We start from the raw sequence: 25020 nt of genomic DNA, 5'->3' as shown, positions 1-25020 counted from the left end.
CAAAGGAAGGGCACCTTCTTAACGGACGTCCGTGTAGAAGGTGCCCTTCCTTCGGTTCAGGTCAGCGGGACCACTGGCCGGCCAGGCGGGCGGAGAGTTCGCGGAGGCCGCGGGCGGGTTCGGCGAGGGCGAGGTCGACGCTGCCGAAGTGGTCGACCAGGGCATACGCCTCGGTGACGCCGGCCGCGCCCTGCTCGCGGCGCCCGGTGGTGACCCGACCCGCCAGCACCACGCACGGGATGCCGAGGTCACGGGCCGCGCCGGCCAGCCCGGAGATGGCCTTGCCACGCAACGACTGGTGGTCGAACGAGCCCTCGCCGGTGATCAGCAGGTCGACGTTCTCCAGCACCTGGTCCAGGCCGGTCAGCTCGCGGATCAGGTCGATGCCGGAGGCGACCGTGCCGCCCAGGGCCAGGATCGCCGCGCCGAGCCCGCCCGCCGCGCCGCCACCGGGCAGCTCCGACAGCTTCGCCGGGCACCCGGGCAGCTCCCGCTCCAGCACCGCGGCCCAGTTCGCCAGCGCCGCGTCGAGCAGTGTCACGTCCTGCGGGGTGGCGCCCTTCTGCGGGCCGTACACCGCCGACGCGCCGTGCAGGCCGGTCAGCGGGTTGTCGACGTCGGTGGCGGCGATCAGCTCGACCCCGGCGGGCAGCAGGCCCGATCCGGCCGACCCGTCCGCGCGGGTCGCGCCGTCGGGGGCGGTCGCGTCGGCCGAGTCCGGCGCGCTGTCCGCGAGGGCGAGAGACGTGCAGGCGGTCAGGGCCGCGCCGCCGGGGGGCAGCGGCTCGCCCGCGGCGTCCAGGCCGACCGCACCGAGGGCGGCGAGCAGTCCCGCGCCGCCGTCGTTGGTGGCCGAGCCGCCGAGCCCGATCACCACGCGCCGGGCGCCGTGCGCCACCGCGGCCTCGATCAGCGCGCCCAGGCCGTACGAGGAGGTGACCTTCGGGTCCCGCTCCCCCGGCTCGACCAGGTGCAGGCCGCAGGCCTGCGCGCTCTCGACGTACGCCGTGCCCGCCTCGTCCCCGGCCAGCAGCACCGAGCCGAGAACCGGGCGGCCCAGCGGGTCGGTCGTGTCCACCTCGATCAGCTCGCCGCCGATCGAGGCGTGCAGCACCTCGACGAAACCGGGGCCGCCGTCGGCGATGGGGCGGCAGATCAGCTCATCCGCCGCGGCGGCCGTCCGCCAGCCTTCGGCGACGGCCTGGGCCGCCTCCACCGCGGTGAGCGTGCCGGCGAACTTGTCGGGACAGATCAACACTCGCATGGGCTGCACGATAGTGACCCGCCCCGGCCGCCCGGACGACCGGCGTGGCCGCGTCCCACGCCCCGGCCCCGACGAACGGCGAACCCTGCGCCGGCGGAGCGCCCCGGCCCCGTGCGGCAGACGCCCGCCGTGGGGCAGGCCACAGCCGTGCGGGCGAGCCTGTCGCGCCCGGTTGGTGCGACGATGGGAGGCGTGACTGCTCCCGTACTGCTGCTGCTCGGCCGCGGCAAGGACTCGAACTCGGAACGCGGCGTCGACTGTCCGGGCGACCTGCCCGCGCCCAGCGACCCCGGCCTGGTCGAGCGCGCCGCCGCGGCCAAGGCCGCGCTCGGTGACCGGGTCTTCGTGCTCGGCCACCACTACCAGCGCGACGAGGTCATCCAGTTCGCCGACGTGACCGGCGACTCGTTCAAGCTGGCCCGCGAGGCCGCGGCCCGGCCCGACGCCGAGTTCATCGTGTTCTGCGGCGTGCACTTCATGGCCGAGTCGGCCGACATCCTCACCTCCGAGGCCCAGCGCGTGGTCCTGCCGGACCTGGCCGCGGGCTGCTCCATGGCCGACATGGCCGTGCTGGAGCAGGTCGAGCAGTGCTGGGACCTGCTGAGCGACCTGGGTATCGCGGAATCCGTGGTGCCCGTCACCTACATGAACTCCTCCGCCGACATCAAGGGCTTCGTCGGCCGCAACGGCGGCGTGGTCTGCACCTCCTCCAACGCCAAGCGCGCGCTGGACTGGGCGTACGCCCAGGGCGAGAAGGTGTTGTTCCTGCCGGACCAGCACCTGGGGCGCAACACCGCGGTGCTGGAGATGGGCTACTCCCTCGACGACTGCGTGCTCTACGACCCGCACAAGCCCAACGGCGGCCTGACCGACCAGCAGCTGCGCGACGCCAAGATGATCCTGTGGCGCGGGCACTGCTCGGTGCACGGCCGGTTCACCCTGGAGAACGTGCAGGCCGTGCGCGAGCAGGTGCCGGGCGTCAACATCCTGGTGCACCCGGAGTGCCGCCACGAGGTGGTCACCGCGGCCGATTACGTCGGCTCGACGGAGTACATCATCAAGGCGCTGGAGGCGGCCGAGCCCGGCTCGGCTTGGGCCGTGGGCACCGAGCTCAACCTGGTCCGCCGCCTGGCCGCCGCGCATCCGGACAAGCAGGTCATGTTCCTGGAGAAGACGGTCTGCTACTGCTCCACGATGAACCGCATCGACCTGCCGCACCTGGTCTGGGCGCTGGAGGAGCTGGTCGCGGGCCGGGTGCCCAACCAGATCACGGTCGATCCCGACACGGCGCACCACGCCCGGGTCGCGCTGGACCAGATGCTGGCATTGCCGTAGGCAACTGATTACCCTGAGTGCGAGCATCGCGTCCGAATCGCGGTGCTCGTACTCATTTAATCTTCCCGTGTTCCGTCACACATCACTCAGCGCTATGCTGCCGGGGTTTGCTTTTCACTCGCGCCACACCCAGGAGGTCGCCTTGTCGGACGACGTGCTCATCGTCAGCGGAGGTAGCCCGCTCAAGGGCGAGGTGCGGGTTCGCGGGGCCAAGAATCTGGTCTCCAAAGCCATGGTCGCGACCGTGCTGGGCGAGAGTCCGAGCCGCATGTACGACGTTCCGCGCATCCGCGACGTCGAGATCGTGCGAGGCCTGCTGGAGCTGCACGGCGTCAAGGTGACCAACGGCGACCTCGATGGTGAGCTGCGGTTCGACCCGTCCAACGTCGAGCGCGCCGGCATCGACGAGATCAACGTGCACGCCGGTTCCAGCCGGATCCCGATCCTGCTGTGCGGCCCGCTGCTGCACCGGCTCGGCCATGCGTTCATCCCTGATCTGGGCGGCTGCCACATCGGCCCGCGCCCCATCGACTACCACCTGGAGGCGCTGCGGCGCTTCGGTGCCGTCGTCGACAAGACCCCGGAAGGCCTGCACCTGTCCGCCCCGGACGGCCTGCACGGCATCAAGTACGAGCTGGACTACCCGTCGGTCGGCGCCACCGAGCAGATCCTGCTCACCGCCGTGCGCGCCGAGGGCGTCACCGAGCTGAGCAACGCCGCGGTCGAGCCCGAGATCATCGACCTGATCTGCATCCTGCAGAAGATGGGCGCGATCATCAAGGTGCACACCAACCGGGTGATCGAGATCCAGGGCGTGCCGCGCCTGGGCGGGTTCTCGCACCGCCCCATCCCCGACCGCATCGAGGCCGCCAGCTGGGCCTCGGCCGCGCTGGCCACCCGGGGTGACATCACCGTCAGGGGCGCCCGCCAGGCCGACATGACCACGTATCTCAACGTCTTCCGGTCCATCGGCGGCGAGTTCGAGATCGACGACAACCCGGTCGACGGCGGCATCCGCTTCTGGCACCCCGGCGGCGACCTGCGCCCCGTCGCGCTGGAGACCGACGTGCACCCCGGCTTCATGACCGACTGGCAGCAGCCGCTGGTCGTGGCGCTGACCCAGGCCAACGGCCTGTCCGTGGTGCACGAGACGGTGTACGAGAAGCGTTTCGGCTACACCAGCGCGCTGAACCAGATGGGCGCGCACATCCAGGTCTTCCAGGACTGCCTCGGCGGCACCCCGTGCCGGTTCGGCCGGATGGGCTTCCGCCACTCCGCCGTCATCGCCGGCCCCGCCAAGCTGCACGCCACCGACCTGATCATCCCGGACCTGCGGGCGGGCTTCAGCCACCTGATCGCCGCCCTGGCCGCCGAGGGCACCTCCCGGGTGCACGGCGTCGACCTGATCAACCGCGGTTACGAGGACTTCGAGGCCAAGCTCGCCGGCCTCGGCGCCACCGTCTCCCGCTGACACCCGCCCCACCCGCGACCCGCCCGGCGGCCCGCGCCGCCCGGCCCTGGCCCCAGGCCCGACTACCATAGACGTTGGCCTATCTGGATGAGAATGATCTTTATTTTCTCATCCAGATAGGCCAACGTCTATTTTCGGCGAGGCGACGCACGGCCGCCCAGACCTCCCGCGGCGCGCCACCGCCACGCGCGCAGGGCGCGGCGCGAGGTGTTCGCGTCGCGTGGTGCGCGTCGGGGTGAGGCAGGGGCAGGCGGGGCTGGTGGTGGTCGGTGCGAGCGGTTCGTCACAGGTCGCCACGCGGTGGGCGTCGGCGATGGCCGCGGGTCGGCTACCCTTGCTGCGTGCCGTTGTTCTCCCGCAAGACCACTGACGTTCCCGCCGAGGCCTCGGCCTCCGAGCCCGAGGGCTCGGAGATCGTGCGCGCGTCGCGCTCGTACACGCCCGCCAAGGGCAAGGCGACGCCGAAGCGCACCGAGGCCCAGCGCCGCAAGGCCGAGCCGCCGCCGGCGAACCGCCGCGAGGCCCTCAAGCGCGCCCGCGAGAAGTCGCGTGCCGACCGGGCCGAGTCGATGGCCGGCATGAAGGCGGGCGACGAGCGCTTCCTGCTGCCCCGGGACAAGGGCCCGGAGCGGCGGCTGGTGCGCGACTACGTCGACTCCCGGCGCACCGTAGGCACCTGGTTCTTCGGCGGCGCCTTCCTGATCTTCTTCCTGATCCAGGTCCGCGACCCGCGCATCGCGGTGGCCGCGAACATCATCTGGCTGCTGCTGGCGCTGGCCGTGATCGTGGACAGCTTCTTCATCTGCCGGAAGATCAAGAAGCTGATCAAGGCGAACTACCCCAAGACCACCCAGCGCATGGGCTCGCTGTACATGTACGCGGTCATGCGCGGGATCACCTTCCGCCGCATGCGCATGCCGAACCCGCAGGTCAAGATCGGTGACCCGGTCGTCCCCACCAAGGCCTAGGACATCTGTCCTGCCGGAGTCGGGATCGCCGGATCTGCCCGGCCGTCCCGGCTCCGCCTAGCGTCGGACGCATGACGGAAGCGGTGCGGCTGCAAGCGGTCGCGAAAGACTACGGCCCGGTGAGGGCGGTGGACGGCATCGACCTGTCCATCGCCCGCGGCCAGACGGTGGCGCTGCTCGGCCCCAACGGAGCAGGCAAGTCCACCACCATCAACATGCTGCTCGGCCTGCTGGAGCCGACGGCCGGCACGGTGCGCCTGTTCGGCGGCAGCCCGACCGAGGCGGTGCGGGCCGGCAAGGTCGGCGCGATGCTGCAGGAGTCGGGCTTCGCCGCCAACGCCACCGTACGGGAGCTGGTCGAACTCGCCCGTGCGCTGTATCGCGACCCGCTGCCCACCGCGCAGATCCTGGCCACGGCCGACCTCGCGGACCTGGCGGGACGGCGGCTCGACAAGCTCTCCGGCGGTCAGACCCAGCGGGTGCGCTTCGCGTTCGCCCTGGCCGGCAACCCCGAACTACTCGTGCTCGACGAGCCGACCGCCGCGCTGGACGTGGAGAGCCGCCAGGCGTTCTGGGCGGCCATGCGCCGCTACGCCGCGACCGGCCGCACCGTGCTGTTCGCGACGCACTACCTCGAAGAGGCCGACGACTTCGCCGACCGCGTCATCGTGATCGCGCGGGGCCGGGTCGTCGCCGACGGCAGCGGCGCGGACATCAAGCAGCTCACCGGCGGGCGTACGGTCAGCTTCGACCGCGCCGGCACCGACCTCGACATGCTGCGCCGCCTGCCCGGCGTGGTCGAGGCCGAGCAGCGCGGCGAGCGCGCACTGCTGCGCTGCGACGACTCCGACCGCACCGTGCGCGCCCTGCTCGCCGAAGGCCACGCCTGGCGCAACCTGGAGATCACCGGGGCGGGCCTGGAAGAGGCCTTCCTGTCCCTGACCGCATCCGCCGGCAAGGAGTGACCGTGCGCGCCTATCTCGTCTTCGAACTGCGCCGCCTGATCCGCGAGCCGCGCATGGCGATCTTCACCGTGGTGCTGCCGGTGCTGATCTACACGATCAGCAGCGGCAGCTCCGAGGAAGCCGGGCAGGTCGGCGGCGTCGACGTCGCCGCGTACCTCATGGTCAGCATGGCCGCGTACGGCGCGCTGGTCGGCGCGTTGTCCGTCGGCATCGCCGTGTCCCAGGAGCGCGCCAACGGCTGGCTGCGCCAGCTGCGGATCACGCCGCTCGCGCCGACCCAGGTGGTCGCCGTGAAGGCGCTGCTGGCCTCGCTGCTGGCGATCCCGCCGGTGGTCTCGGTGGGCCTGGTCGCCGCGTTCGCGCACGGCGTGTCGTTCAGCGCCGGGCAGTGGGTCGCGCTGGTGCTGCTGATGTGGCTGGGCAGCCTGCCCTTCGCGGCGTTCGGCCTGGCGCTGGGCTTCACCCTGCCGCCCCAGCTGACCCAGCCGGTGAGCATGCTGGGCGTGTTCGGCCTGGCGTTCCTCGGCGGGCTGTTCGTGCCGGTCGCCGTGATGCCGCACGTGCTCGCGTCGATCGCGACCTGGCTGCCCAGCAACCGCTTCGCCGAGCTGGGCTGGTCCGTGGTGGCCGGGCAGGCGCCGCCCGTCGGCGGGGTCGCCATCCTCGCCGCCTGGGCCCTGATCTTCGGCGGGCTCGCGGCCTGGGCCTACCGGCGCTCGGCGGCACTGCGGTGATGTCCCGCTTCCTGGACGGCCTGAGCCGGGGGGGGGGGGCCCAGGACCACCCCCCCCCCCCGGCCCCCGCCCCCGGGGGCGAAGCGCGCCCGCCGGGGGGGGGCGCCCCCCCTCGGCCCCGGGCCGGGGCGGGGGGGCCCCCCCCCCCCCCCCCCCCCCCGGCTCTGCCGCGTCCCGTGGGGCCAAGCGGCGCGGACAGCGGCGCGGAGCGCTGTTCGCCGCGCTCTGGCTGTGGCCGATGGCCCCGGCGATCCACGCGGTACTGGTCGGGCAGGTCGCCGCCCCCCTGGCAGCCGGAGTCGGCCTGGCCGCCTTCATCACGCTGTACCTGTTCGTCGTGGTGCAGGGCTTCAGCACCACGAACCAGCCGAGCCTGCGCAACCAGGGCCTGCTCGCCCTGGTCACCGTCATCGGGGTGACCCTCGCGGCGGCGTACGGCGGGCAGCCCGGCGGCTGGCTGGGACTGGTGCTGTACCTGGCCGCCGCCGGGGTGGCGCTCTACGCGCTGCCGGTGGCCTACCTCTGGCTGGCCGCCATGGTCGTGGTGCAGGTCGGACTGGGCATGCTGCACGGCGAGCCCGGCCGGGAGATCGCCGAGTCGGTCTTCAACACGATCATGGCCGGTGCGCTGATCATGGTCGTCCGCCGCATGATGCGCCTCATCCGGGAGTTGAGCGCGACCCGGGAGGAACTGGCCCGCGCCGCGGTGGAGAGCGAGCGGTTGCGCTTCGCCCGCGACCTGCACGACCTGCTCGGCCACAGCCTCTCCCTGATCGTCGTCAAGGCCGAGGTGGTACGCCGCACCGCCGGGCGCGACGCCGACGCCGCCGCCCGGGAGGCCGCCGAGATCGAGCAGATCGGGCGCACCGCGCTGGCCGAGGTGCGCCAGGCGGTGACCGGCTACCGCGCCCGCGCCTTCGCCGCCGAGCTGGCCACCGCCGGGGCGGCGCTGGCCGACGCGGGCATCGAGCCCACCGTGCGCACCACCGCCGACCCGCTGCCGACCGCCGTCGACGACGCCTTCGCCTGGGCGGTGCGCGAGGCCGCCACCAACGTCATCCGGCACAGCGGCGCCGGTTCGTGCGTCATCGCGCTCAGCCGCACCGACCGCTGGCAGTTGGAGGTGCGCGACGACGGCCGCGGCATCCCCGCCGACGCCTCGCCCGGCAACGGCCTGCGCGGCCTGGCCGAGCGGCTGGCGCTGGTCGGTGGCACGCTGTCGACCGTGGACCTGTCCGGCGGCGGCTTCGTGCTGCGCGCCACCGTCCCCGCCGGAGGCCCCGCGTGATCCGGGTGCTGCTGGCCGAGGACCAGGGCATGATGCGCGGCGCGCTGGCGCTGCTGCTCGGCCTGGAACCCGACATCGAGGTGGTCGCCCAGGTGGGCCGGGGCGACGAGGTGGCCGCGGCCGCCGCGGCGGCGTCGCCGGACGTGGCGCTGCTCGACATCGAGATGCCCGGCCTGTCCGGCCTGGACGCCGCCGCCTTGCTGCGCACCGCGGCCCCGGGGTGCAAGGTGCTGATCCTGACCACCTTCGGCCGCCCCGGTTACCTGCGCCGGGCCATGGACGCCGGAGCGCGTGGCTTCCTGGTCAAGGACGGCCCGGTCGAGGACCTGGCCGAGGCGGTCCGCCGGGTGCTCGCCGGACAGACCGTCATCGACCCCGCGCTGGCGGCAGCCGCGCTGGCGGCCGGCCCCAACCCGCTGACCGAACGCGAACGCGAGGTGCTGGCCAGCGCCGCCGACGGCGCGACCATCGCCGACCTCGCCATCCGCCTACACCTGTCCGAGAGCACCGTGCGCAACTACCTGTCCGCCGCGATCGGCAAGACCGGCACCCGCAACCGCATGGAAGCCGTCCAGACCGCCCGCGCCCAGGGCTGGCTCTGACGCTGCCGTGAAGGCGGACAGCCAGGCTGGCAGCCCGATCAGGGCAGCCCGGCGAGCCGGAGCAGCGCGGCTGCGTGTGCCGCCTCAGGCGGCGGTGAGGGCGGGGTGTCGGGCCGCCGCCTGCGCGGCGATCGCGGCGTCGGCGCGGTCCGCGGCGCGCACCGCCCGGCGCAGACCCGGCCCGATCAGCGCGGCCAGCAGCAGGCCCAGCGACGCGGCGACCAGCGGCACCGCGAACGCGCCGCGGTAGCCGTAGGCGTCGGCGAGCCGGCCCGCGACCGCCGCGCCCATCGAGACCCCCGCGACCACACCGCTGGCCAGCAGGGTCATCACCATGCCCGCGCGGTTGGGCGGGCACAGCCGTCCCGCCAGGGCGTAGCCGGAGATCAGGTACGGCGCGGCGGTGACGCCGAGCACGACGACGGCGGCCAGGGCGGTCGGCGTGGAGTGCGCGAGAAGCAGTGCGGCGGTGCCCGCGACCAGGGCGGCAGCCGACCAGACATACCGGCTGACCGGGCCGAGCGACTCCGGCAGCCAGGCCACGGCGAGCCCGGCGAGGGCGCTGCCGACACCGAGCACGGCGTAGATCAGACCGGCTGAGCCGGGCGAGCCGAGCGAGTCGGCGAAGGCGGTCACGCCGGTCTGCGTCGCCCCGAACACGACACCGATCACGGACATGGCCGCGACCAGCACCGCCACCCGCGTGAACGGCATCCGCCCGGCGACCCCGGCACGCTCGCCGGCACGGGCACGCTCGGCCGCAGCCGGGCCGGTGGCGGGACCGGCCTTCGCCGGCGCGACCCGGGGCGCGCGCAGCACCGGCGGGACGGTGCGGTGCAGCGCGAACGGCACCGCGGCCAGCACGGTCAGCGCGGAGGCCACGAGCAGCGGCGCGCCGGCCCAGCCGGACAGGGCCAGGATGCCGACCAGCGCCGGACCGGCCAGGAACGACGCCTCGTCGACGGCGCCTTCGTACGCCATCGCGGTGGGCAGCTGCCGCTGCCGGCCGCGGTCGCCGAGCAGCACCGCCCAGCGCACCCGGACCAGCGGGCCGACCTGCGGCATGGCGAACCCGGCGAGCGCCGCGAGCGGCAGCACCGCGGCCGGGAAGCCGCCGGTCACGGCGAGGACGAGGGCGGCGTAGGCGGCGGCGTCGACGACGGCCGTGGCGATGCCGACGGCGCGCTGGCCGAACCGGTCGGCGAGGGTGCCGGCGACGGGACCGCCGAGCGCGGCGCCGATGCCGTACGCGGCGGCGGCCAGGCCTGCGGTGCCGTAGCTGCCAGTGGCCGCGACGACAAGGGTGATCACGCCGAGCGGGCCCATGGCGGCGGGCAGGCGGGCGAGGAAGGCCAGGACGAGGAACCAGGGTCCGGTGATCCGGACGAGGTCACGGTATGAGGCACGGGCGGCCATGTGGGTACTCCGGGTACGACGCGGTTGATGCGCGCCGTCCCACCCAACCAGCGTGCCCCTTGCGGCCCTGTGCGGCTCGAGTGTATCCAGGCAAGATCCGCTTCCGGAAGCAGATGTCACCAGGGGCACAGTGCCGGCAAGTGGGGAAGGTGCCCCTCCTCTACGGAATCCGCTAAGAAGGTGCCCTTCCTTCGTCTGAGCGGTAGAGGCGGGCGATGACCTGCTCGATTTCGGGTTCGGCCACGGAGAGGTCGCGCAGGCCGCCGAGGGCGGAGAGGGCGGAGACGAGGGCGCCGACGGAGGCGGAGCCGTCGAGGGTGAAGGTCAGGCGGGGGCCGGTGGCGGATTCGAGGTGTACGCCGGGCAGCGTGGGCAGGGCCGCGGGCGGGGTGTCGAAGTCGACGACCACGCGGCGCTGCGAGCCGTAGCGGGCGTGCAGGGCGTCGATGCCGCCGTCGTGGACCACGCGGCCGTGGTCGATGACGACGATGCGGCGGCACAGCCGCTCGATGTCGGCCAGGTCGTGCGTGGTCAGCACGATGGTGGTGTCGCCGGACTCGCCCAGTTCGGCCAGGAAGCCGCGGACGGCCTGCTTGCTCACCACGTCCAGGCCGATCGTCGGCTCGTCGAGGAAGATCACCTCCGGCCCGTGCAGCAGGGCCGCGGTCAGCTCGCCGCGCATGCGCTGGCCCAACGAGAGCTGGCGGACGGGGGTGTCCAGGAACGGGTCCAGTTCGAGCAGATCGCGGCAGCGCCGCAGGCGGGCGGCGTGCTCGGCGGCGGGCACCCGGTAGATGTGGCGCAGCAGCTCGTACGAGTCGCGCAGGGGCAGGTCCCACCACAGCTGCGAGCGCTGTCCGAAGACCACGCCGATGCGCCGGGCCAGCAGGATGCGCTGCGGCACCGGGGTCAGCCCGCACACCGAGACCTGGCCGCCGGACGGGTTCAGCACGCCGGTGAGCATCTTCAGGGTGGTGGACTTGCCCGCGCCGTTGGGGCCGAGGTAGCCGAGCAGCTCGCCGCGCCGCACGGTCAGGTCGACGCCGTCGACCGCGGCGACCTCCCGGCGTTCGCGCCGCAGCAGGCCCTTGCGTACCCGTACGGTGAAGTCCTTGCGCAGCCCCTTTGCCTCGATCACGTGCATGCCGCCGTGCCTCCCGTTCGCGTCATGAGCCGGTGCTGCGGTAGTGGCGTACGCCGGTGCGCCAGACGAGCCCGGCCAGCACCGCGGCGATCGCCGCCAGGACGGGGCTGCACCAGCCCAGCCAGGACGGGGCGCCGAGCGGGTCCGGGCGGTCGAGCAGGATCAGCGCCGGGTAGTACGCCACGAAGCCGAAGCCCAGCCCGAAGGCGAGCACGTGGCGGAACCAGCCGCCGTAGACGGTCATCGGGTACGAGGTGAAGTCCCGCCCGCCGTAGGTCAGCGCCGCGCTCAGCTCGCCGGAGTCCACCCACCAGAACGCCACGGTGGCGGTGGCCACGAAGACCGCGCTGAAGAACACCGCCCCGGCCAGCGGTGTGATCACCAGGAGCAGCACGTCGGCCGGCGTGAGCGGCACCCCCGCCAGGTGCACCGCGACCACGAGCACGACCACGCCGGAGCAGACCCGGCCCAGCCGCCGCACCCCCACGTCGAGCACCAGCAGCTGCCACAGCACGCCCAGCGGGCGGATCAGCACCGCGTCGAGCAGCCCGGTGCGCACGTGGCGCTGCATCCGGTCGATGTTGCCGACGGCCAGGTCGGCCAGCGAGAAGCCCAGCGACGACAGCCCGAACACCAGCAGCGTGTCGGTCAGCGAGAAACCGGCCAGCACCGGCACCCGGTGGAAGACCACGAGCACGGTGAGCAGGTCTGCGCCGAGGAAGACCACGTTGGACAGCAGGTCCAGGACGAAGCTCGCCCGGTACGACGCCTGCGAGCGCACCTGCGCCGCGATCAGCCGCCGGTAGATCGCCGCGGTCGAGGGTTCAGCCACCCTGCACCACCAGCCGCCGCTCCGCCCGGCGCTGCACGAGCACGCAGGCCGCGAGCAGCAGCACGGCCCACAGCGCCTGGAGTCCGAGCAGACCCAGCTGCCCGGCCGGCGGATCCCGCTCGACCAGCACGTCGAGCGGGATCTGCAGCACCGACGGGAACGGGGTGCCCAGGTAGACGGCGGCCGCGGCCCATTCGGGCAGGAAGCGGATCGGGAAGTACAGGCCGCCGAGCACGCCCGCGCAGACCGCCCAGCCCATCAGCACGCCGCGGGTGTCCAGCAGCCAGTAGCCGGCCGCGTTGACCAGGAACCGCCCGGCGAAGCAGACCAGCACAGCGAGCAGCACCGACACCGCGAACATCGGATAGGTGGCGGCACGCTGCGGCAGGTACATGTCGAACGCGAGCGCGCCGACCACGATCGGCACGACGAACCGGGTGAGCAATGCGTACGCCGCCCGGCCCAGGTCGGGCAGCAGGTAGCCGAGCACGGGGTGCACCGGGCGCAGCAGGTCGGTGACCACGTCGCCGGAGCGGATCCGGTCGGCCAGCTCGGTCCAGCCCCACAGCGCCACCACGCCGATCAGGCCCTGCCCCGCCCACACGTAGGTGACCAGTTGCGGGGCGTCGTAGCCGGCCGCCTGCCCGCCGACGGCCACCGCGGAGCCGGCCACGGCCAGCATGACGTAGGTGCGCACGAAGCCGAACATGGTGTTGGTGATGGTGGCGGCCACGGTCGCCTGGCGGTATGTGGAGAATCGCCGGAATCCGGATGCACCTAATGTCCGGAAAAGCCCTGCCGTCTCGGTGAAGTTTCGGATTGTGAGCCGATCCGCAGTGGCGGTGACGAAGCCCACCCCGTACCCTCCACTCGCAACCGCATTCTTTTTTCGGCCGGGCGCGACCATACCTTTGTGGCGACCCGGTTCGCGATGCATTTGTGCCATACAAGACCGGAACCAGGCGAGGTGGGGCGTGACCGACGAGCGCACCGACGAACGGCACCGCGGCACGCCGGCCTGGGCCGGTACGCCGACGTCGCCGTGGTCGCGCGTGCCCGGACAACGCCCGCCCTCGGACGCGCCCGACCCCGCCGCGCAGCAGCCCGCCAACACACAGGCGCCGCAGCAGCCCGGTCCGCAGCAGCCCGGCCAGCACCCGAACGGCCAGCACCCGAACGGCCCCCAGCAGCACGGCCAGCCGCACCCCGGCCAGGGCCCGCCGCCCGGACCGTTCCCGCCCGCCAACGGCCAGCGCCCGCCGCAGCAGGGTCAGGGCAACTGGGACCCGAACGCGCAGCGCGGTGGGCGTCCCGGCCCGATGCCGCCGCAGCCCGGCCCGCAGTACCGCCCGAACGGCCCCGGCCCGCAGCAGGGTCAGGTCTACGGCGGCCCCAACCAGCCGCACCCGCAGCAAGGCCCCGGGCCGCAGGGTCAGTACGGCCCGCCTCAGCAGGGCCGCCCGCCGCAGCAGGGTCCCGGCCCGCAGGGTCAGCGCCCGCCGCAGCAGGGCCAGGTCTACGGCCAGCACCCGAACGGCCCCCAGCAGTACGGCCAGCCCCACCCCGGCCAGGGCCAGCCGCCGCAGGGGCAGCCCCACTACGGCCAGCCGCAGGGGCAGCCTCCGTACGGCCAGCCGCAGGGCCGCCCCGGACAGCCGCAGCAGGGCCAGGTCTACGGCCAGCCCGGCCAGGGCCACCCCGGCATGCCCGGCCACCCCCAGCAGGTTCCGGGCCAGCAAGGCTATGCCCCCGCGCCGGGTCAGCAGGCCCCCGGCCAGCAGACGCCCGGCCAGTCCGCGCCGCAGCAGGCTCCGCAGGCCGCGGCAGCCGCCGCGCCGACGACTGCCCCACCCGCCCAGCAGGCTGCTCCGACGTCTCCCGCGCAGCCCGCCGCGCCTGCCACGACGGCCGCATCCGCGCCCGCCGCCACCACGCCCGCCGCCACGGCGGCCGGTGACCAGGCGCAGGCCGCCGCGGCCCGCCGGGGACGCCACTCCAGCGCGGACACCGGCATGATGGCCGCCATCACCGACGACACGCCGGCTCCCGCCGCGTCGGCCGCATCCGCGCCCGCGGTCGCGCCGGTCTCCGGCGAGCCCGCGGCGAGCACCGCCCCGGTCTCCCCCGCGCCCGTCTCGGCCGCACCGGTCTCGGTCAACCCGGTCTCGCCGGCCGTGCCGCAGACACCGGTCGTCGCCACCCCCGACACGGTGCTGCCCGTCGCCGCGAGCGCGGCCGGCGCGGCCACCGCGCTGTCCGCCCCGACGATGCTGCACCCGCTGGTCCGGCCGGGTGGCGCACCCGCGCCCGCCGCCGAGCCCGCGACGACGACGGCCACCGTCAGCGGTGACGCGGCGGCTGCCGCCGCGGCCGCGGCCGAGCCGGAGCCGGAGGCCACCCCGGAGGCGGGGCCCGATCCGGAGCAGGTGCTGGCGGCGTACGAGTGGCGCTTCCACCACGAGACCCTGCGCGAGCTGGTCGACAGCCCGGACGAGCTGCGTGAGATCCGCGACCGGCTCACCGAGAAGCTCACCCCGGCCACCGACAACCCGACCCGGGCCCGGCTGCTCAGCCTGCGGGCCGTGGTCTCGCGCATCCTCGGCGACCTGACCAAGGCGCTGTCGGACGGCAAGATGGCCCTCGTACATGCCGAGGCGACCGGCGAGCTGCGCCGGATCGCGCTGGCCAAGGCCCGGCTGGCGCACGTGCTGCAGTGGCGCGGCGACTTCACCGAGGCCGACAAGCTGTTCGCGGAGGCCAACTCCAGCGAGCTGCCGGACCGGCTGCGCGCCACCATGCACGAGCACGCCGGTCGGTCCTGTCTGGACCAGGGCCGCTACATGGAGGCGTTCAACCACTTCGAGAAGGCGCTGGAACTGCGCAAGGTCGAGGACCCGGAGCTGATCACGCGCACCGAGATGGCGCTCGACGCCGTCTCGATGAAGATCGCCGAGAACGGCATGGGCCCGTACCCGCGCAGCATGGACGAGATCCTGCAGGTCAGCAAGCCGCCGGTGCCGCGCTTCGACGAGCGCGTGCAGTGCTGGGGCTTCGCCGGGGCCGACGGCCGCACGGTCATCTCCCCCGCGTTCGCCGACGTGCAGCCGTTCCGCGACGGCGCGGCGTGGGTGCGCCGTCCGGAGATGGAGACCTGGGAGCTGATCGACGAGGCGGGCACCCGGCTCATCGACGGCCGGGCCGGCTGGCTCGGCGTGGGCTCGTTCTCCGACGGGCTGGCCTGGGTGTCGCGCGACGGCGCGGGAAACTGGGTCGCCATCGACAAGCAGGGCCGGGTGGTCATCTCCACCGGCTTCGAGGACGTACGCCCGTTCCGCCGTGGCCTGGCCGCGGTGCGCCGGGGCGGCTGGGGCGCGGTCGACAAGCAGGGCCGGGCCGTGGTGCCGTTCCAGTTCACCGGGTTCGCCACCGCGCTCACCGACGGCCGCTACGTCGACGGCTTCTCCGACGAGGGCCTGGCCATCGTGGACGCGGGCGGCCGCAAGGGCGTGGTCGACCGCACCGGTGCCGTGGTGGTGCCGCCCGTGCACCCCGCGCTGGTCATCCACCCGGTCGCGTTCCTGATCGCGGGCCCGTCCGGCCGCTGGGGCGCGCTGGACCGCAAGGGCCGCGCCTTCATCGACCCGGAGCTGCCCAGCCGCCAGGTCGTCATGGAGGAGCTGGACCGCCTGCTGGCCGACACGAAACCGGTTTTGTAGAACATTCAACCCTCTGCGACGGGCCGGACCCGGTCGGCATAGGGTCTCCGTATGGAGTTTCGGCATTTGGGCCGTTCCGGGATGCTCGTCAGCGAGATCTCGTACGGAAACTGGATCACCCACGGCTCGCAGGTCGAGGAGGACGCCGCCGACGCGTGTGTGCGCGCCGCCCTCGACAGCGGGATCACCACCTTCGACACCGCCGACGTGTACGCCGGCACCCGCGCCGAGGCGGTACTCGGCCGGGCGCTGAAGGGCGAGCGCCGCGAAGGCCTGGAGATCTTCACCAAGGTCTTCTGGCCGACCGGTGCGGGACGCAACGACCGGGGCCTGTCCCGCAAGCACATCATGGAGTCGATCAACGGTTCGCTGCAGCGCCTGCAGACCGACTACGTCGACCTGTACCAGGCGCACCGCTACGACTATGCGACCCCGCTGGAAGAGACGATGGTGGCCTTCGCCGACATCGTGCACTCCGGCAAGGCGCACTACATCGGCGTCTCGGAGTGGAAGGCGTCGGAGATCCGCGCCGCCCACGCGCTGGCGACCGAGCTGAAGATCTCGCTGGTGTCGAGCCAGCCGCAGTACTCGATGCTGTGGCGGGTCATCGAGGCCGAGGTCGTGCCGACCTGCGAGGAGCTGGGTCTCGGCCAGATCGTGTGGTCGCCGATGGCGCAGGGTGTGCTGAGCGGCAAGTACCTGCCCGGCCAGCCGCCGCCGGCCGGTTCGCGGGCCACCGACGAGAAGTCGGGTGCCGGCTTCATCGCGCGCTGGCTCGACGAGGACGTGCTGACCCGGGTGCAGCTGCTCAAGCCGCTGGCCGAGCAGGCGGGCCTGACCATGGCCCAGCTGGCCGTCGCGTGGGTGCTGCAGAACCCGAACGTGTCGTCGGCGATCGTCGGCGCGACGCGCCCCGAGCAGGTGTACGACAACGTCAAGGCCTCGGGCGTGAAGCTCGACGCCGACCTGATGAAGGCGATCGACGAGATCGTCGAGCCGATCACGGAGCGGGACCCGGGCAAGACCGTGTCCCCCGCCGAGCGTCCCTGAAGACGACGTCAGGGGCCGCCCGCGCGGGCGGCCCCTGACGGTCGGGGGATCAGGCCCCCTGCAGGCTCATCCGGTACTCGTCGCGGTCGCCCTCGACGAGGATCACTTCCACCGCGCCGGCGGCGACCAGGTCACGCCAGGTCTGGCCGAGCCACGACTCGGCGTCGGCCTGGTTGCTGAACGTCTCGTTCGGGCCTTCGACGGGCTTGCCCGCCGCATCCTCGTACCGCCAGCTCCACGTCATGACGATCAGCTTATCCGGCGTCGCCGGTCCGGCCGCGCAGGCGGCGCATCCGCTGACCCGCTCCCGCGCCGAAGGTCATAAGGTACGGGCATGTCGCATGACGGTTGGCCCCCACACTTCGGGGCACGGGTGCTGGTGCTCGGTGGCATTCGCTCAGGCAAGAGCGAGTACGCCGAATCGCTGCTGTCGGGCGCACGGTCGGTGCGCTATCTCGCCACCGCCCTGGCGGACGGCGGTGACCCGGCGTTCGCCGACCGGGTGGCCGCGCACCGCGAGCGCCGGCCGCGGTCCTGGATCACCGTCGAGACGTACGGCGACCCGGCCGCCCTGGTCACCGCGCTCGGCCAGGCGGCCGCCGACGACATGCTGATCGTCGACGACCTCGGCGGCTGGGTGGTGAACCTGCTGGACCGTTCGGACGCCCAGGTGCACGTCAGCCGGCTGGCCGCCGCCGTCGCCGGTTGCCCGGCCCGGGTGGTGCTGGTCAGCCCCGAGGTCGGCCTGTCGGTGGTGCCGCCGTCCGAGGCGGGCGTGCGCTTCGCCGACCTGATGGGACTCACCAACCAGGCCGTCGCCGCGGCCTGTGATGCGGTGGCCCTCGTCGTCGCCGGGCACCCGGTCTGGCTGACCACCGCCGACGGCACGGCGACGGGACCGGGCTTCGGCGGCCCGGCCGCGCCTGCTGCGGGCACGGGCCTGTCCGGTCCGGCCGGGACGGCTGCGGGGTCGGAACCGGCCGAAGGGGCTGCGCCAAGCGCGATCGCCGGTGGCGCGGTGACGGCTGCCGCGGGTGCGGCCGCCGCGACGACGGCCGGTGCACCGATCGCCGTGACGCTGCCCGCCGCGACCATCCCCAGCCCCGAGGTGCTCAGCCCGGCCGCCGCCGCGCCGAAGCTCACGGCCGCGCTCACCGAAAGCACCCAGGCCCTGCCGATCGTGGCCACCGGCCTGGTCATCCAGCAGAACATGGACCTGCCCATCCCGGACAGCGACGCCCGCGACGCCGCCCGCGACCACCTGAACCTGCTCGACATCCCCGGCTCCGGCCTGGGCCGGCTGGCCGAGATCGTGCTGTTCGCGGCGGGCGCGCAGGGCCGCGCCGTGCCGCTGCCGTGGCAGCGGCCGCGGATGCTGCTGCTGCACGGCGATCACGAAGGCGACGTGGCCGCCGGCCAGACCCCGCACGCGTCGGCCCTGCTCGCGGCGCAGGCCCGCCGGGGCGAGGGCCCGATCGGGTTGCTGGCCGCCGAGCACGGGGTCAGCCTCCAGATCGTCGACACGGCCACGGCCGAGGCGATCGAGCACGCCCCGGCGACCGAGCTGGACACTGTCGACGGCCTGCTGCGCTACGGCTGGCAGCTGGCCGACGAGGCCGCCGACAGCGGGGTCGACCTGCTGCTGCTGGGCTCGTGCGGGGCCGGCGCGGAGGCGACCGCGGCCGCGGTGGTCTCCGCGGTGACCGGCGCGGAGGTGCCCGGTCTGCTGAACCGGGTGGTCAGCGCCGACGGCACGGTGGACGACGCCGCGTGGATGCTGCGCTGTGCCGCGGTGCGCGACGCGCTGCACCGGGTCCGCGGGCGGGTGCTGCCGGCCAAGGAGATGCTCACCGAGCTGGGCGGGCCGGACCTGGCGGTCGCGGCCGGCGTCATCCTGGGCGCCACGGCACGGCGTACGCCGGTGCTGCTGGACGGGCCGGTCGGCGTCGCCGCCGGGCTGATCGCCCGGGACCTGGGCAGCCAGTCCCGGCTGTGGTGCGCGCTGGCCGACACCGGCCGGCACCCGACCACCGTGCTCGCCGCCGACGTGCTCGGCCTGACCGCGCTGACCGACCTGAACACCGGTCTCGGCGAGGGCGCGGGCGCGCTGCTGGCGCTGCCACTGCTGCGCTCGGCGCTGACCCTGGCCGCGTCGCTGCCCGCACTGCCGCCGCTGCTCGACGAACCGCCCGCACACCTGCAGGAGCCCGAGGACGAGCCGGACACCGACCCGGCCGTGTCCCGCGCCGATGACGCCTCCGTCGTGGACTGACGGTCCGCAGCCGCGGACCGGCCGCCTCGACGGCCTGCGGCTGGCGCTGACCACGTTGACGGTCGCGCCGGTCGCCGGGCCGCGAAGTCTGGACCGTGCCGTCGCCGGCCGGGCCATGACGCTCGCCCCGGCGGTCGGCGCGCTGCTCGGGGCGCTGCTCGGCGGCGTGCTGGCGGCGCTCGCGGCGGGACTGCCCGGGCTGGTCGCCGCGACGCTGACGGTGGGCCTGGCCGCGCTGCTCAGCCGGGGGCTGCACCTGGACGGGCTGGCGGACACCGTGGACGCGCTGGGGTCGTACCGCTCACGCGAGCGCGCCCTGGAGATCATGAAGTCGCCGGAGGTCGGCCCGTTCGGCGTGGTGGCCCTGATCCTGGTGCTGCTGCTGCAGGTCGGCGCGCTGGCGCAGCTGTCGGCGCGGCCGCTGCCCGCGCTGGTCGCGGCGGTCGCCGCCGCCGTCGCGGGTGGACGGCTGGCCATCGCCGAGGCCTGCCGCCGGGGCGTGCCCGCGGCGCGGCCCGGCGGGATGGGCGCCCTGGTCGCGGGCACGGTCCATCCGGTCGCGGTGGCCGTCGCCGCGATCGGGGTGGCGGCCCTGGCCGTGCCGGCCGTGCCGGACCGCCCCTGGCAGGGCCCGGCCGCCGTGCTCGGCTCACTGCTCGTCGTGGTCGGCCTGCGCGTCCATCTGGTACGCCGGTTCGGCGGCGTCACCGGCGACGTGCTCGGTTTCCTGTCCGAAACGGGGACCACGGTGATCGCCATCGGACTGATTCTCTTCTGACCCGCGGCCCGCTAGCATTCGCGAATGATCTTCGAAGCCGCCACCCCGCTCGCCCGCGCCTGCGACGCGCTGGTGCGCGCCCGGCGCGAGCGCGACATCGAGGCGTTCGAGTCGGCGACGGCGCAACTGTGGGAGGCCGCCCAGACGGCCCCGGCGGACGAGCTCACCACCGCCCTCACCGGCTGCGCCGAGCTGCTCGGCGAGCTCGGGCCGGGGTTCGGGGGCGAGTTCGCGATGCTCTGCGGCGCGCTGATCGAGCTCGGCGCGTCACCGGAGCCGCTGATCCCGGTGCTGCGGGACCGGCTCGCCGAGGTCGCGGGCCTGGCGGCGGAGTTCGCCGCGGTGTGGGCGCGCGAGTTCCCCGGCGAGCCCGTGCCCGAGCCGGGCCCCGCCGAGTTCGACGCCGTGCTGGACCGCCTCGACGCGGCCATCCCGCCCGACCAGGCGGTGCGGCTCGCGGAGAGCTGGTTCGGGTGGCAGTCCTGGATGCGCTGCGCCACCGCGCTGCTGCAGCACTCGGCCGAGGCCCGGCAGGCCTGCCGGGCAGAGCCCGCCCTGCGGGCGGCCGTCGCCGCGCTGGAGCCCGTGCGCGCGGACATGACCTCGCTGTCCACGCTCCTGTCGGCGAGCGACGAGGCGACCTCCGCCGCCGCGGCTTAGGCCTCGGCGTCGTACTGCTTGACCAGCTTCTTCGGCGCGGTGCGCCGCCAGGCCTCGACGACCAGCTCCTTCAGCTCGTCCGGATCGGCGTTGGCGAGCACCACCTGGACCCAGCCGAACCGCCCGACGTAGGCCGCGGGCGAGTAGACGTCCGGCGCGGCGGCCAGCAGCGCCGCCTGCTCCTCCTTGGTGGCCTTCACCGACATGGTCGGGCTGCCGGGCGCGCCCCCGGCGAACATCTTGTCGCCGACCCGCAGCGTCGGGTGGCCCCACTCCTCGACCATCACCTCGGCCCCGCCAGGCAGCGCCAGCACCCAGTCCCTCACCTGCTCGTACGTGACAGCCATGGCGACCACCCTAGGCCACCGCGCCGGGGCCGCCGGACACGTCGACGCCGAGCAGCTCGCGCAGCGCCCGTACGCCGTCGGGGGTCGGGCGCACGGCTCGGCCGGTGCCGATCCGCTCGACCCAGCGGCGAGCCAGGAGCCGGTCGCACAGCACCGCGCCGCCGGCCCCGGCGAGGTGGTGCCGCCGTTCCGTCCAGTCCAGACACGGCCTGGCCACCGGTCGGCGGGAACCGCCGCTCAGCTCGTCGCCCACGTCCAGGGACTCGGCGAACCAGCGCACCCCGTCGGGGGTGAGGGCGAAGCCGGTGTCGCGTTGCAGCAGGCCGCGCTCGATCATCGCGTCGGTGAGGGCGACGCCGAGCCGCCCGGCCAGGTGGTCGTAGCAGGTGCGGCCTCTGGCCAGGGCCGCCGCGGCGGCCGACGCGCGCAGGGTGGCGGGCCGGGCGACGGGCGGGCCGCCGTACCCGGCCAGGTCCTCCACCAGCTGCGCGGTGTGCGCGCCGGCCAGGCGCAGGTAGCGGTGCCGGCCCTGGCGTTCCTGCGCCAGCAGGCCGCCCGCGACGAGCAGGTCGACGTGCTCGCTGGCGGTGGACGGGGCGACCCCGGCCTGCCGGGCCAGCTCGCCCAGCGTCCACGCCCGCCCGTCGAGCAGGGCGAGCAGGAACGCGGCACGGGTGCCGTCGGCGAACAGCGCGGCGAGCCGGGCCAGCGGTACGGCGGCGGCGTCAGGCGCAGCGGGAGCGGGCATGCCCTCAGTCTGCTCCCGGCACCGTTCGGCCCGGACCGAACAGTCCTCGGCTACTTCACCGAAGGCTGGACGAACGGCGGCTTGGTGACGGTCATCGAGCTGCGGCGGCCGCGCACGTCGACCTCGACGGTGTCGCCCTCGGCCAGGCCGGCGGCGGTGTCGAGCAGGGCCAGCGCGATACCGATCTTCCGGGTGGGCGAGAAGGTGCCGCTGGTGATCTCCCCCACGGTCCGGTCGCCGGAGAGCACGCTCATGTGCGCCCGCGGGATGCCCCGGTCGTTGGCGACCAGACCCCACAGCGTGCGCCGGGCGCCGGCGGCCTTCTCCGCGGTCAGCACGTCGCGACCCCAGAACTCCGGCTTGCTCCAGCCCACCGCCCAGCCGGCGCGGGCCTGCACCGGGGTGATGTCCATGGACAGGTCCTGCCCGTGCAGCGGGTAGCCCATCTCGGTGCGCAGCGTGTCGCGAGCGGCCAGGCCGCAGGCCCGGGCGGGCACGCTCGCGCCGAACAGCGCGTCCCACACCCGCGTCGCGTCGCCCGACGGGACGACCAGTTCGTAGCCGTGCTCGCCGGTGTAACCGGTGCGGCACACGGTCAGCGTGACCCCGTTCAGGTCCGCTGTGGCGAAGCTCATGTACTCGTGCTCGGTGGGCAGGCCCAGCTCGGCCAGCAGCTCCGCCGAGTGCGGACCCTGCACCGCCAGCACCGCGAAGTCCGCGTGCTCGTTGGTGACGGTCAGCTCGGCGGGCGCGGCGGCGGACAGCCTGCGCACGACCTCGGTGGTGTTGGCCGCGTTCGGGATCAGGAAGACGTGATCGTCGCCATAGAGGTAGGCGATGATGTCGTCGACCACGCCGCCGGTCGCGTCGTCGCAGCACAGCGTGTACTGCGCTTTACCAGGCTTGATGCGGCCCAGGTCATTGGACAGGCACGCGTTGACGAAGTCCGCCGCGCCCGGCCCCGTGATCCGTGCTTTGCCCAGGTGGCTGACGTCGAAGACGCCCACCCCTTCGCGGACCGCGGCGTGCTCCTTGAGCACCCCGCCCCCGGCGTACTCCAGCGGCATGTCCCAGCCGCCGAAGGCGGCGAACTTCGCTCCCAGCGCCACGTGACGATCGTGCAGAGGCGATGTGAGCAGGTCGGCTGAGTCTTTTGAACCCACGTCGGTCATGAGCGCAACTTACCCTGGCGTTTGCGGTTCGTTAGCATCGGCGCAGCAACCCACGTCCACCAGGAGTACTTTGTGACCACGCCCACCACGGCTCTGCCCACGCTGAGCCTCGCCGACACCGACCCCGCCGACCTCACCGTGGACGCCGTGGTCATCGGCGTACACAGTCAGGAAGGCGCCGAGGGCACGGCCGGGGAGCTGCTGCTGGCGTCCGGGGCCGAGAGCATCGCCGCCGCGTTCGACGGCAAGCTGACCGCCACCCTGGCCCTGCTCGGGGCCACCGGCGGCGCAGGCGAGGTCACCAAGCTCGCCACGCTCGGCACCATCACCGCGCCCGTGCTGGTCGCCGTCGGCCTCGGCGGCGAGCCCACCGGCCCGGCGCCCGCCCCCGACACGCTGCGCCGCGCCACCGCCGCCGCGGTCCGCGCCCTGGCCGGCGCGAAGAAGGTCGTGCTGGCGCTGCCCCTGTCCGACGACGCCGACGACAGCGGCGCGCTGACCCTGCGCGCGGTCGCGGAGGGCGCGGCGCTGGGGGCGTACCGGTTCACCGGCTACAAGGCCAAGCCATCCGCCAGCCGCAAGGACCCGGTCACCGCCGTGTCGGTGCTGGTGCCCGACGCCAAGGAGGCCGCCGCCAACGCCGAGCTCAAGCGCGCCGGCGTGGTGACCACCGCGGTCGCCCGCACCCGGGACTGGGTCAACGCCCCGGCCAACCTGCTGCGCCCGCCGAACTTCGCCGACGAGATCGCCGCGCTGGCCGGCAAGGCGGGCCTGGACGTCGAGGTGCTCGACGAGAAGGCGCTCATCGAGGGCGGCTTCGGCGGCATCCTCGCCGTCGGCATGGGCTCGGCCGCCAAGCCGCGCCTGGTGAAGATCACGTACAAGCCGGCGTCGTCGACCACCAGCGTGGCGCTGATCGGCAAGGGCATCACCTTCGACACCGGCGGCGTCTCCATCAAGCCCGCGCAGGGCATGTGGGAGATGAAGTCCGACATGGCCGGCGCGGCCGCCGTGGCCAGCACCATGGCCGCGATCGCCGAGCTCAAGCCCGCCGTGGCGGTGACCGCGTACATCCCGATCGCGGAGAACATGCTCTCCGGCGAGGCGTACCGGCCCGGTGACGTGATCACCATGCGCAGCGGCAAGAAGGTCGAGGTGCTCAACACCGACGCCGAGGGCCGCATGATCCTGGCCGACGCCATCGCGTTGGCCTGCGAGTCCCAGCCGGACTACCTGATCGAGACCTCGACGCTCACCGGCGGCCAGGTCATCGCGCTCGGCAAGAAGATCGCCGGTGTGATGGGCTCGGAGAAGCTGGCCCAGCGCACCAAGGCCGCGGGCGACCTGGTCGGCGAGCCGACCTGGCCGATGCCGCTGCCGGACGAGATCCGCAAGTCGATGGAGTCGGACGTCGCCGACATCCTGCAGGTCAGCGCGGGCATGGAGCGCGCCGGCCACATGCTGCAGGGCGGCGTGTTCCTGCGCGAGTTCGTCACCGAGGGCGTCGAGTGGGCGCACATCGACATCGCCGGCCCGTCGTTCCACTCCGGCGAGGCCACCGGCCACTGGAGCAAGGGCGGCACCGGCGTCCCCGTCCGCACCCTCCTGGCCCTCCTCGACGACATCGCGGCGAACGGCTGAGAAGCGAAGCGGAACGGCCGCCGAGCCGCTGGCGGAACATCGCGGCGAACGGTTGAGATTTCCCGCTTGCGGGACCAAGATCGTTGTTTCGTGTCGGAACCTGTGCTTCGGCCGCAGGTTCCGACACGAAACAGCGATCTTCGCGTTTGACGGGGTGGGCTACTCCGCGGGGCGGAGTTTCTGGCGGGCGTTGAAGTCGCGCATGCGCTGGGGGTAGCCGACCAGCTGGACGTCGTAGACGGGCATGGACAGGCGCTGGGCGAACTGGCGTACGGCCTGGGGGTTCGGCATGCGGCGGCGGGTCCACTCGCCGTCGTGGGCGATGAGGATGACCGTGGTCCCGGTCACCGTGGTGCGCGGCTCGATGAACGCCTCGACGCCGCGACGGGACTGCACGAACTGCTCAAGATGCGTGACGGCGGCCGGGTCGGCCGGACGGTCGGCCGGGGACCCGCCCCGGCGGCGGAACCAACCCACGCCTGCTCCTCTGTTGTAGGTGTGGCACTCCGGTGCGCATGGTACTGGCAAGAGTAGCCAGACGTGTCCTTCAGCACCTCGGTGCGCGACTCACCCCCGGCAGTGACAAGATGGCCGAGTGTGGGCTGAGCACACGCCGG

At 73.8% G+C, this 25020-nt stretch carries 23 protein-coding genes; 13 read left to right on the top strand and 10 right to left on the bottom strand.

Annotation, left to right across the window (positions count from 1 at the left end):
- Positions 1–61: 61 nt before the first annotated feature.
- Positions 62–1264 (bottom strand): glycerate kinase family protein, encoded by a 1203-nt coding sequence (locus F9C41_RS11040; RefSeq protein WP_155386599.1) that lies wholly within the window; start codon positions 1262–1264, stop codon positions 62–64.
- A 183-nt stretch (positions 1265–1447) separates the two neighbouring features.
- On the opposite strand from F9C41_RS11040, the gene nadA reads away from it, so the two are divergent.
- The 7 genes from nadA to F9C41_RS11005 all read left to right on the top strand — a co-directional run bounded on the left by nadA (position 1448) and on the right by F9C41_RS11005 (position 8627).
- Positions 1448–2599 carry a quinolinate synthase NadA gene (gene nadA / locus F9C41_RS11035; RefSeq protein ID WP_155386598.1) on the top strand — a complete coding sequence of 384 codons (1152 nt, stop codon included), beginning with the start codon at positions 1448–1450 and terminating at the stop codon, positions 2597–2599.
- 142 nt (positions 2600–2741) lie between these two features.
- Positions 2742–4070: a UDP-N-acetylglucosamine 1-carboxyvinyltransferase gene (gene murA, locus F9C41_RS11030; protein WP_155386597.1), complete on the top strand. Its 1329-nt coding sequence runs from the start codon at positions 2742–2744 to the stop codon at positions 4068–4070.
- A gap of 341 nt (positions 4071–4411) precedes the next feature.
- Positions 4412–5038 (top strand): DUF3043 domain-containing protein, encoded by a 627-nt coding sequence (locus F9C41_RS11025; protein WP_155386596.1) that lies wholly within the window; start codon positions 4412–4414, stop codon positions 5036–5038.
- A gap of 71 nt (positions 5039–5109) precedes the next feature.
- Positions 5110–6003 carry an ABC transporter ATP-binding protein gene (locus F9C41_RS11020; RefSeq protein WP_155386595.1) on the top strand — a complete coding sequence of 298 codons (894 nt, stop codon included), beginning with the start codon at positions 5110–5112 and terminating at the stop codon, positions 6001–6003.
- Positions 6004–6005: 2 nt separating this feature from the next.
- On the top strand, positions 6006–6737 hold the full coding sequence (locus F9C41_RS11015; RefSeq protein ID WP_155386594.1) for an ABC transporter permease: 732 nt from the start codon (positions 6006–6008) through the stop codon (positions 6735–6737).
- 238 nt (positions 6738–6975) lie between these two features.
- On the top strand, positions 6976–8025 hold the full coding sequence (locus F9C41_RS11010; RefSeq protein ID WP_155386593.1) for a sensor histidine kinase: 1050 nt from the start codon (positions 6976–6978) through the stop codon (positions 8023–8025).
- Positions 8022–8627 carry a response regulator transcription factor gene (locus F9C41_RS11005; protein ID WP_230689490.1) on the top strand — a complete coding sequence of 202 codons (606 nt, stop codon included), beginning with the start codon at positions 8022–8024 and terminating at the stop codon, positions 8625–8627. Before F9C41_RS11010 ends, F9C41_RS11005 begins: the two co-directional genes overlap by 4 nt.
- Before the next feature lie 84 nt (positions 8628–8711).
- On the opposite strand, the gene F9C41_RS11000 is transcribed toward F9C41_RS11005, so the two are convergent.
- From F9C41_RS11000 to F9C41_RS10985, 4 genes are all read right to left on the bottom strand, one after another.
- Positions 8712–10043: an MFS transporter gene (locus F9C41_RS11000; protein WP_155386592.1), complete on the bottom strand. Its 1332-nt coding sequence runs from the start codon at positions 10041–10043 to the stop codon at positions 8712–8714.
- A gap of 172 nt (positions 10044–10215) precedes the next feature.
- Complete coding sequence (locus F9C41_RS10995) at positions 10216–11187, bottom strand: ABC transporter ATP-binding protein (protein ID WP_155386591.1); 972 nt, start codon at positions 11185–11187, stop codon at positions 10216–10218.
- Between the two features lie 22 nt (positions 11188–11209).
- Entirely contained in the window at positions 11210–12019 is an 810-nt protein-coding gene (locus F9C41_RS10990; protein ID WP_230689489.1) for an ABC transporter permease, read from the bottom strand.
- Entirely contained in the window at positions 12012–12752 is a 741-nt protein-coding gene (locus F9C41_RS10985; protein WP_330164749.1) for an ABC transporter permease, read from the bottom strand. The genes F9C41_RS10990 and F9C41_RS10985 overlap by 8 nt, the downstream gene beginning before the upstream one ends.
- Positions 12753–12993: 241 nt before the next feature.
- Here F9C41_RS10985 and F9C41_RS41190 point away from each other — a divergent pair, with 241 nt between their 5' ends.
- Both F9C41_RS41190 and F9C41_RS10975 read left to right on the top strand, forming a co-directional pair.
- Positions 12994–15735, top strand: coding sequence for a WG repeat-containing protein (locus tag F9C41_RS41190; protein WP_230689487.1), 2742 nt, complete (start codon positions 12994–12996; stop codon positions 15733–15735).
- 51 nt (positions 15736–15786) lie between these two features.
- Positions 15787–16785: an aldo/keto reductase family protein gene (locus tag F9C41_RS10975; protein WP_155386590.1), complete on the top strand. Its 999-nt coding sequence runs from the start codon at positions 15787–15789 to the stop codon at positions 16783–16785.
- A 49-nt stretch (positions 16786–16834) separates the two neighbouring features.
- Here the strand turns inward: F9C41_RS10975 and F9C41_RS10970 are convergent, their stop codons facing one another.
- Complete coding sequence (locus F9C41_RS10970) at positions 16835–17029, bottom strand: hypothetical protein (protein ID WP_120316212.1); 195 nt, start codon at positions 17027–17029, stop codon at positions 16835–16837.
- Between the two features lie 90 nt (positions 17030–17119).
- Between F9C41_RS10970 and F9C41_RS10965 the strand changes: the two genes are divergently transcribed.
- Genes F9C41_RS10965 through F9C41_RS10955 form a run of 3 tightly spaced genes read left to right on the top strand, consistent with a single transcriptional unit; the run spans position 17120 to position 20495 of the window.
- Positions 17120–19057: a bifunctional adenosylcobinamide kinase/adenosylcobinamide-phosphate guanylyltransferase gene (locus tag F9C41_RS10965; protein WP_155386589.1), complete on the top strand. Its 1938-nt coding sequence runs from the start codon at positions 17120–17122 to the stop codon at positions 19055–19057.
- The gene (gene cobS, locus F9C41_RS10960; RefSeq protein WP_155386588.1) at positions 19035–19835 is read left to right on the top strand and encodes an adenosylcobinamide-GDP ribazoletransferase; all 801 of its coding nucleotides are present in this window, start codon (positions 19035–19037) and stop codon (positions 19833–19835) included. Before F9C41_RS10965 ends, cobS begins: the two co-directional genes overlap by 23 nt.
- A 24-nt stretch (positions 19836–19859) precedes the next feature.
- Positions 19860–20495 (top strand): hypothetical protein, encoded by a 636-nt coding sequence (locus tag F9C41_RS10955; RefSeq protein WP_155386587.1) that lies wholly within the window; start codon positions 19860–19862, stop codon positions 20493–20495.
- Here F9C41_RS10955 and F9C41_RS10950 read toward each other — a convergent pair.
- From F9C41_RS10950 to gcvT, 3 genes are read right to left on the bottom strand one after another with little or no spacing between them, the layout of a single operon-like run.
- Complete coding sequence (locus F9C41_RS10950; protein ID WP_155386586.1) at positions 20492–20842, bottom strand: MmcQ/YjbR family DNA-binding protein; 351 nt, start codon at positions 20840–20842, stop codon at positions 20492–20494. The two genes, F9C41_RS10955 and F9C41_RS10950, sit on opposite strands and share 4 nt — an antisense overlap.
- Positions 20843–20852: 10 nt before the next feature.
- Positions 20853–21590, bottom strand: coding sequence for an ArsR/SmtB family transcription factor (locus tag F9C41_RS10945; RefSeq protein ID WP_155386585.1), 738 nt, complete (start codon positions 21588–21590; stop codon positions 20853–20855).
- A 50-nt stretch (positions 21591–21640) separates the two neighbouring features.
- A complete protein-coding gene (gene gcvT, locus F9C41_RS10940) occupies positions 21641–22762 on the bottom strand; it encodes a glycine cleavage system aminomethyltransferase GcvT (protein WP_155386584.1) in 1122 nt (373 codons plus the stop codon).
- A gap of 72 nt (positions 22763–22834) precedes the next feature.
- Here gcvT and F9C41_RS10935 point away from each other — a divergent pair, with 72 nt between their 5' ends.
- On the top strand, positions 22835–24403 hold the full coding sequence (locus F9C41_RS10935; RefSeq protein WP_155386583.1) for a leucyl aminopeptidase: 1569 nt from the start codon (positions 22835–22837) through the stop codon (positions 24401–24403).
- 159 nt (positions 24404–24562) lie between these two features.
- Here the strand turns inward: F9C41_RS10935 and F9C41_RS10930 are convergent, their stop codons facing one another.
- Positions 24563–24880 (bottom strand): hypothetical protein, encoded by a 318-nt coding sequence (locus F9C41_RS10930; RefSeq protein ID WP_155386582.1) that lies wholly within the window; start codon positions 24878–24880, stop codon positions 24563–24565.
- Positions 24881–25020: the final 140 nt, after the last annotated feature.

This window comes from Catellatospora paridis, from assembly GCF_009720365.1.
GTDB classification, from domain to species: Bacteria; Actinomycetota; Actinomycetes; order Mycobacteriales; family Micromonosporaceae; genus Catellatospora; species Catellatospora paridis.
Note: the sequence above shows the minus strand (reverse complement) of the source record. Positions and strands in the feature narration are given on the sequence as shown.

Excerpts from the sequence above, each read along its gene's own strand:
- F9C41_RS11040 (WP_155386599.1), bottom strand. The coding sequence starts at position 1,264 with ATGCGAGTGTTGATCTGTCCCGACAAGTTCGCCGGCACGCTCACCGCG.
- nadA (WP_155386598.1), top strand. The coding sequence starts at position 1,448 with ATGGGAGGCGTGACTGCTCCCGTACTGCTGCTGCTCGGCCGCGGCAAG.
- F9C41_RS11020 (WP_155386595.1), top strand. The coding sequence starts at position 5,110 with ATGACGGAAGCGGTGCGGCTGCAAGCGGTCGCGAAAGACTACGGCCCG.
- F9C41_RS11010 (WP_155386593.1), top strand. The coding sequence starts at position 6,976 with ATGGCCCCGGCGATCCACGCGGTACTGGTCGGGCAGGTCGCCGCCCCC.
- F9C41_RS11000 (WP_155386592.1), bottom strand. The coding sequence starts at position 10,043 with ATGGCCGCCCGTGCCTCATACCGTGACCTCGTCCGGATCACCGGACCC.
- F9C41_RS10995 (WP_155386591.1), bottom strand. The coding sequence starts at position 11,187 with ATGCACGTGATCGAGGCAAAGGGGCTGCGCAAGGACTTCACCGTACGG.
- F9C41_RS10975 (WP_155386590.1), top strand. The coding sequence starts at position 15,787 with ATGGAGTTTCGGCATTTGGGCCGTTCCGGGATGCTCGTCAGCGAGATC.
- F9C41_RS10970 (WP_120316212.1), bottom strand. The coding sequence starts at position 17,029 with ATGACGTGGAGCTGGCGGTACGAGGATGCGGCGGGCAAGCCCGTCGAA.
- F9C41_RS10965 (WP_155386589.1), top strand. The coding sequence starts at position 17,120 with ATGTCGCATGACGGTTGGCCCCCACACTTCGGGGCACGGGTGCTGGTG.
- cobS (WP_155386588.1), top strand. The coding sequence starts at position 19,035 with ATGACGCCTCCGTCGTGGACTGACGGTCCGCAGCCGCGGACCGGCCGC.
- F9C41_RS10955 (WP_155386587.1), top strand. The coding sequence starts at position 19,860 with ATGATCTTCGAAGCCGCCACCCCGCTCGCCCGCGCCTGCGACGCGCTG.
- F9C41_RS10950 (WP_155386586.1), bottom strand. The coding sequence starts at position 20,842 with ATGGCTGTCACGTACGAGCAGGTGAGGGACTGGGTGCTGGCGCTGCCT.
- F9C41_RS10945 (WP_155386585.1), bottom strand. The coding sequence starts at position 21,590 with ATGCCCGCTCCCGCTGCGCCTGACGCCGCCGCCGTACCGCTGGCCCGG.
- gcvT (WP_155386584.1), bottom strand. The coding sequence starts at position 22,762 with ATGACCGACGTGGGTTCAAAAGACTCAGCCGACCTGCTCACATCGCCT.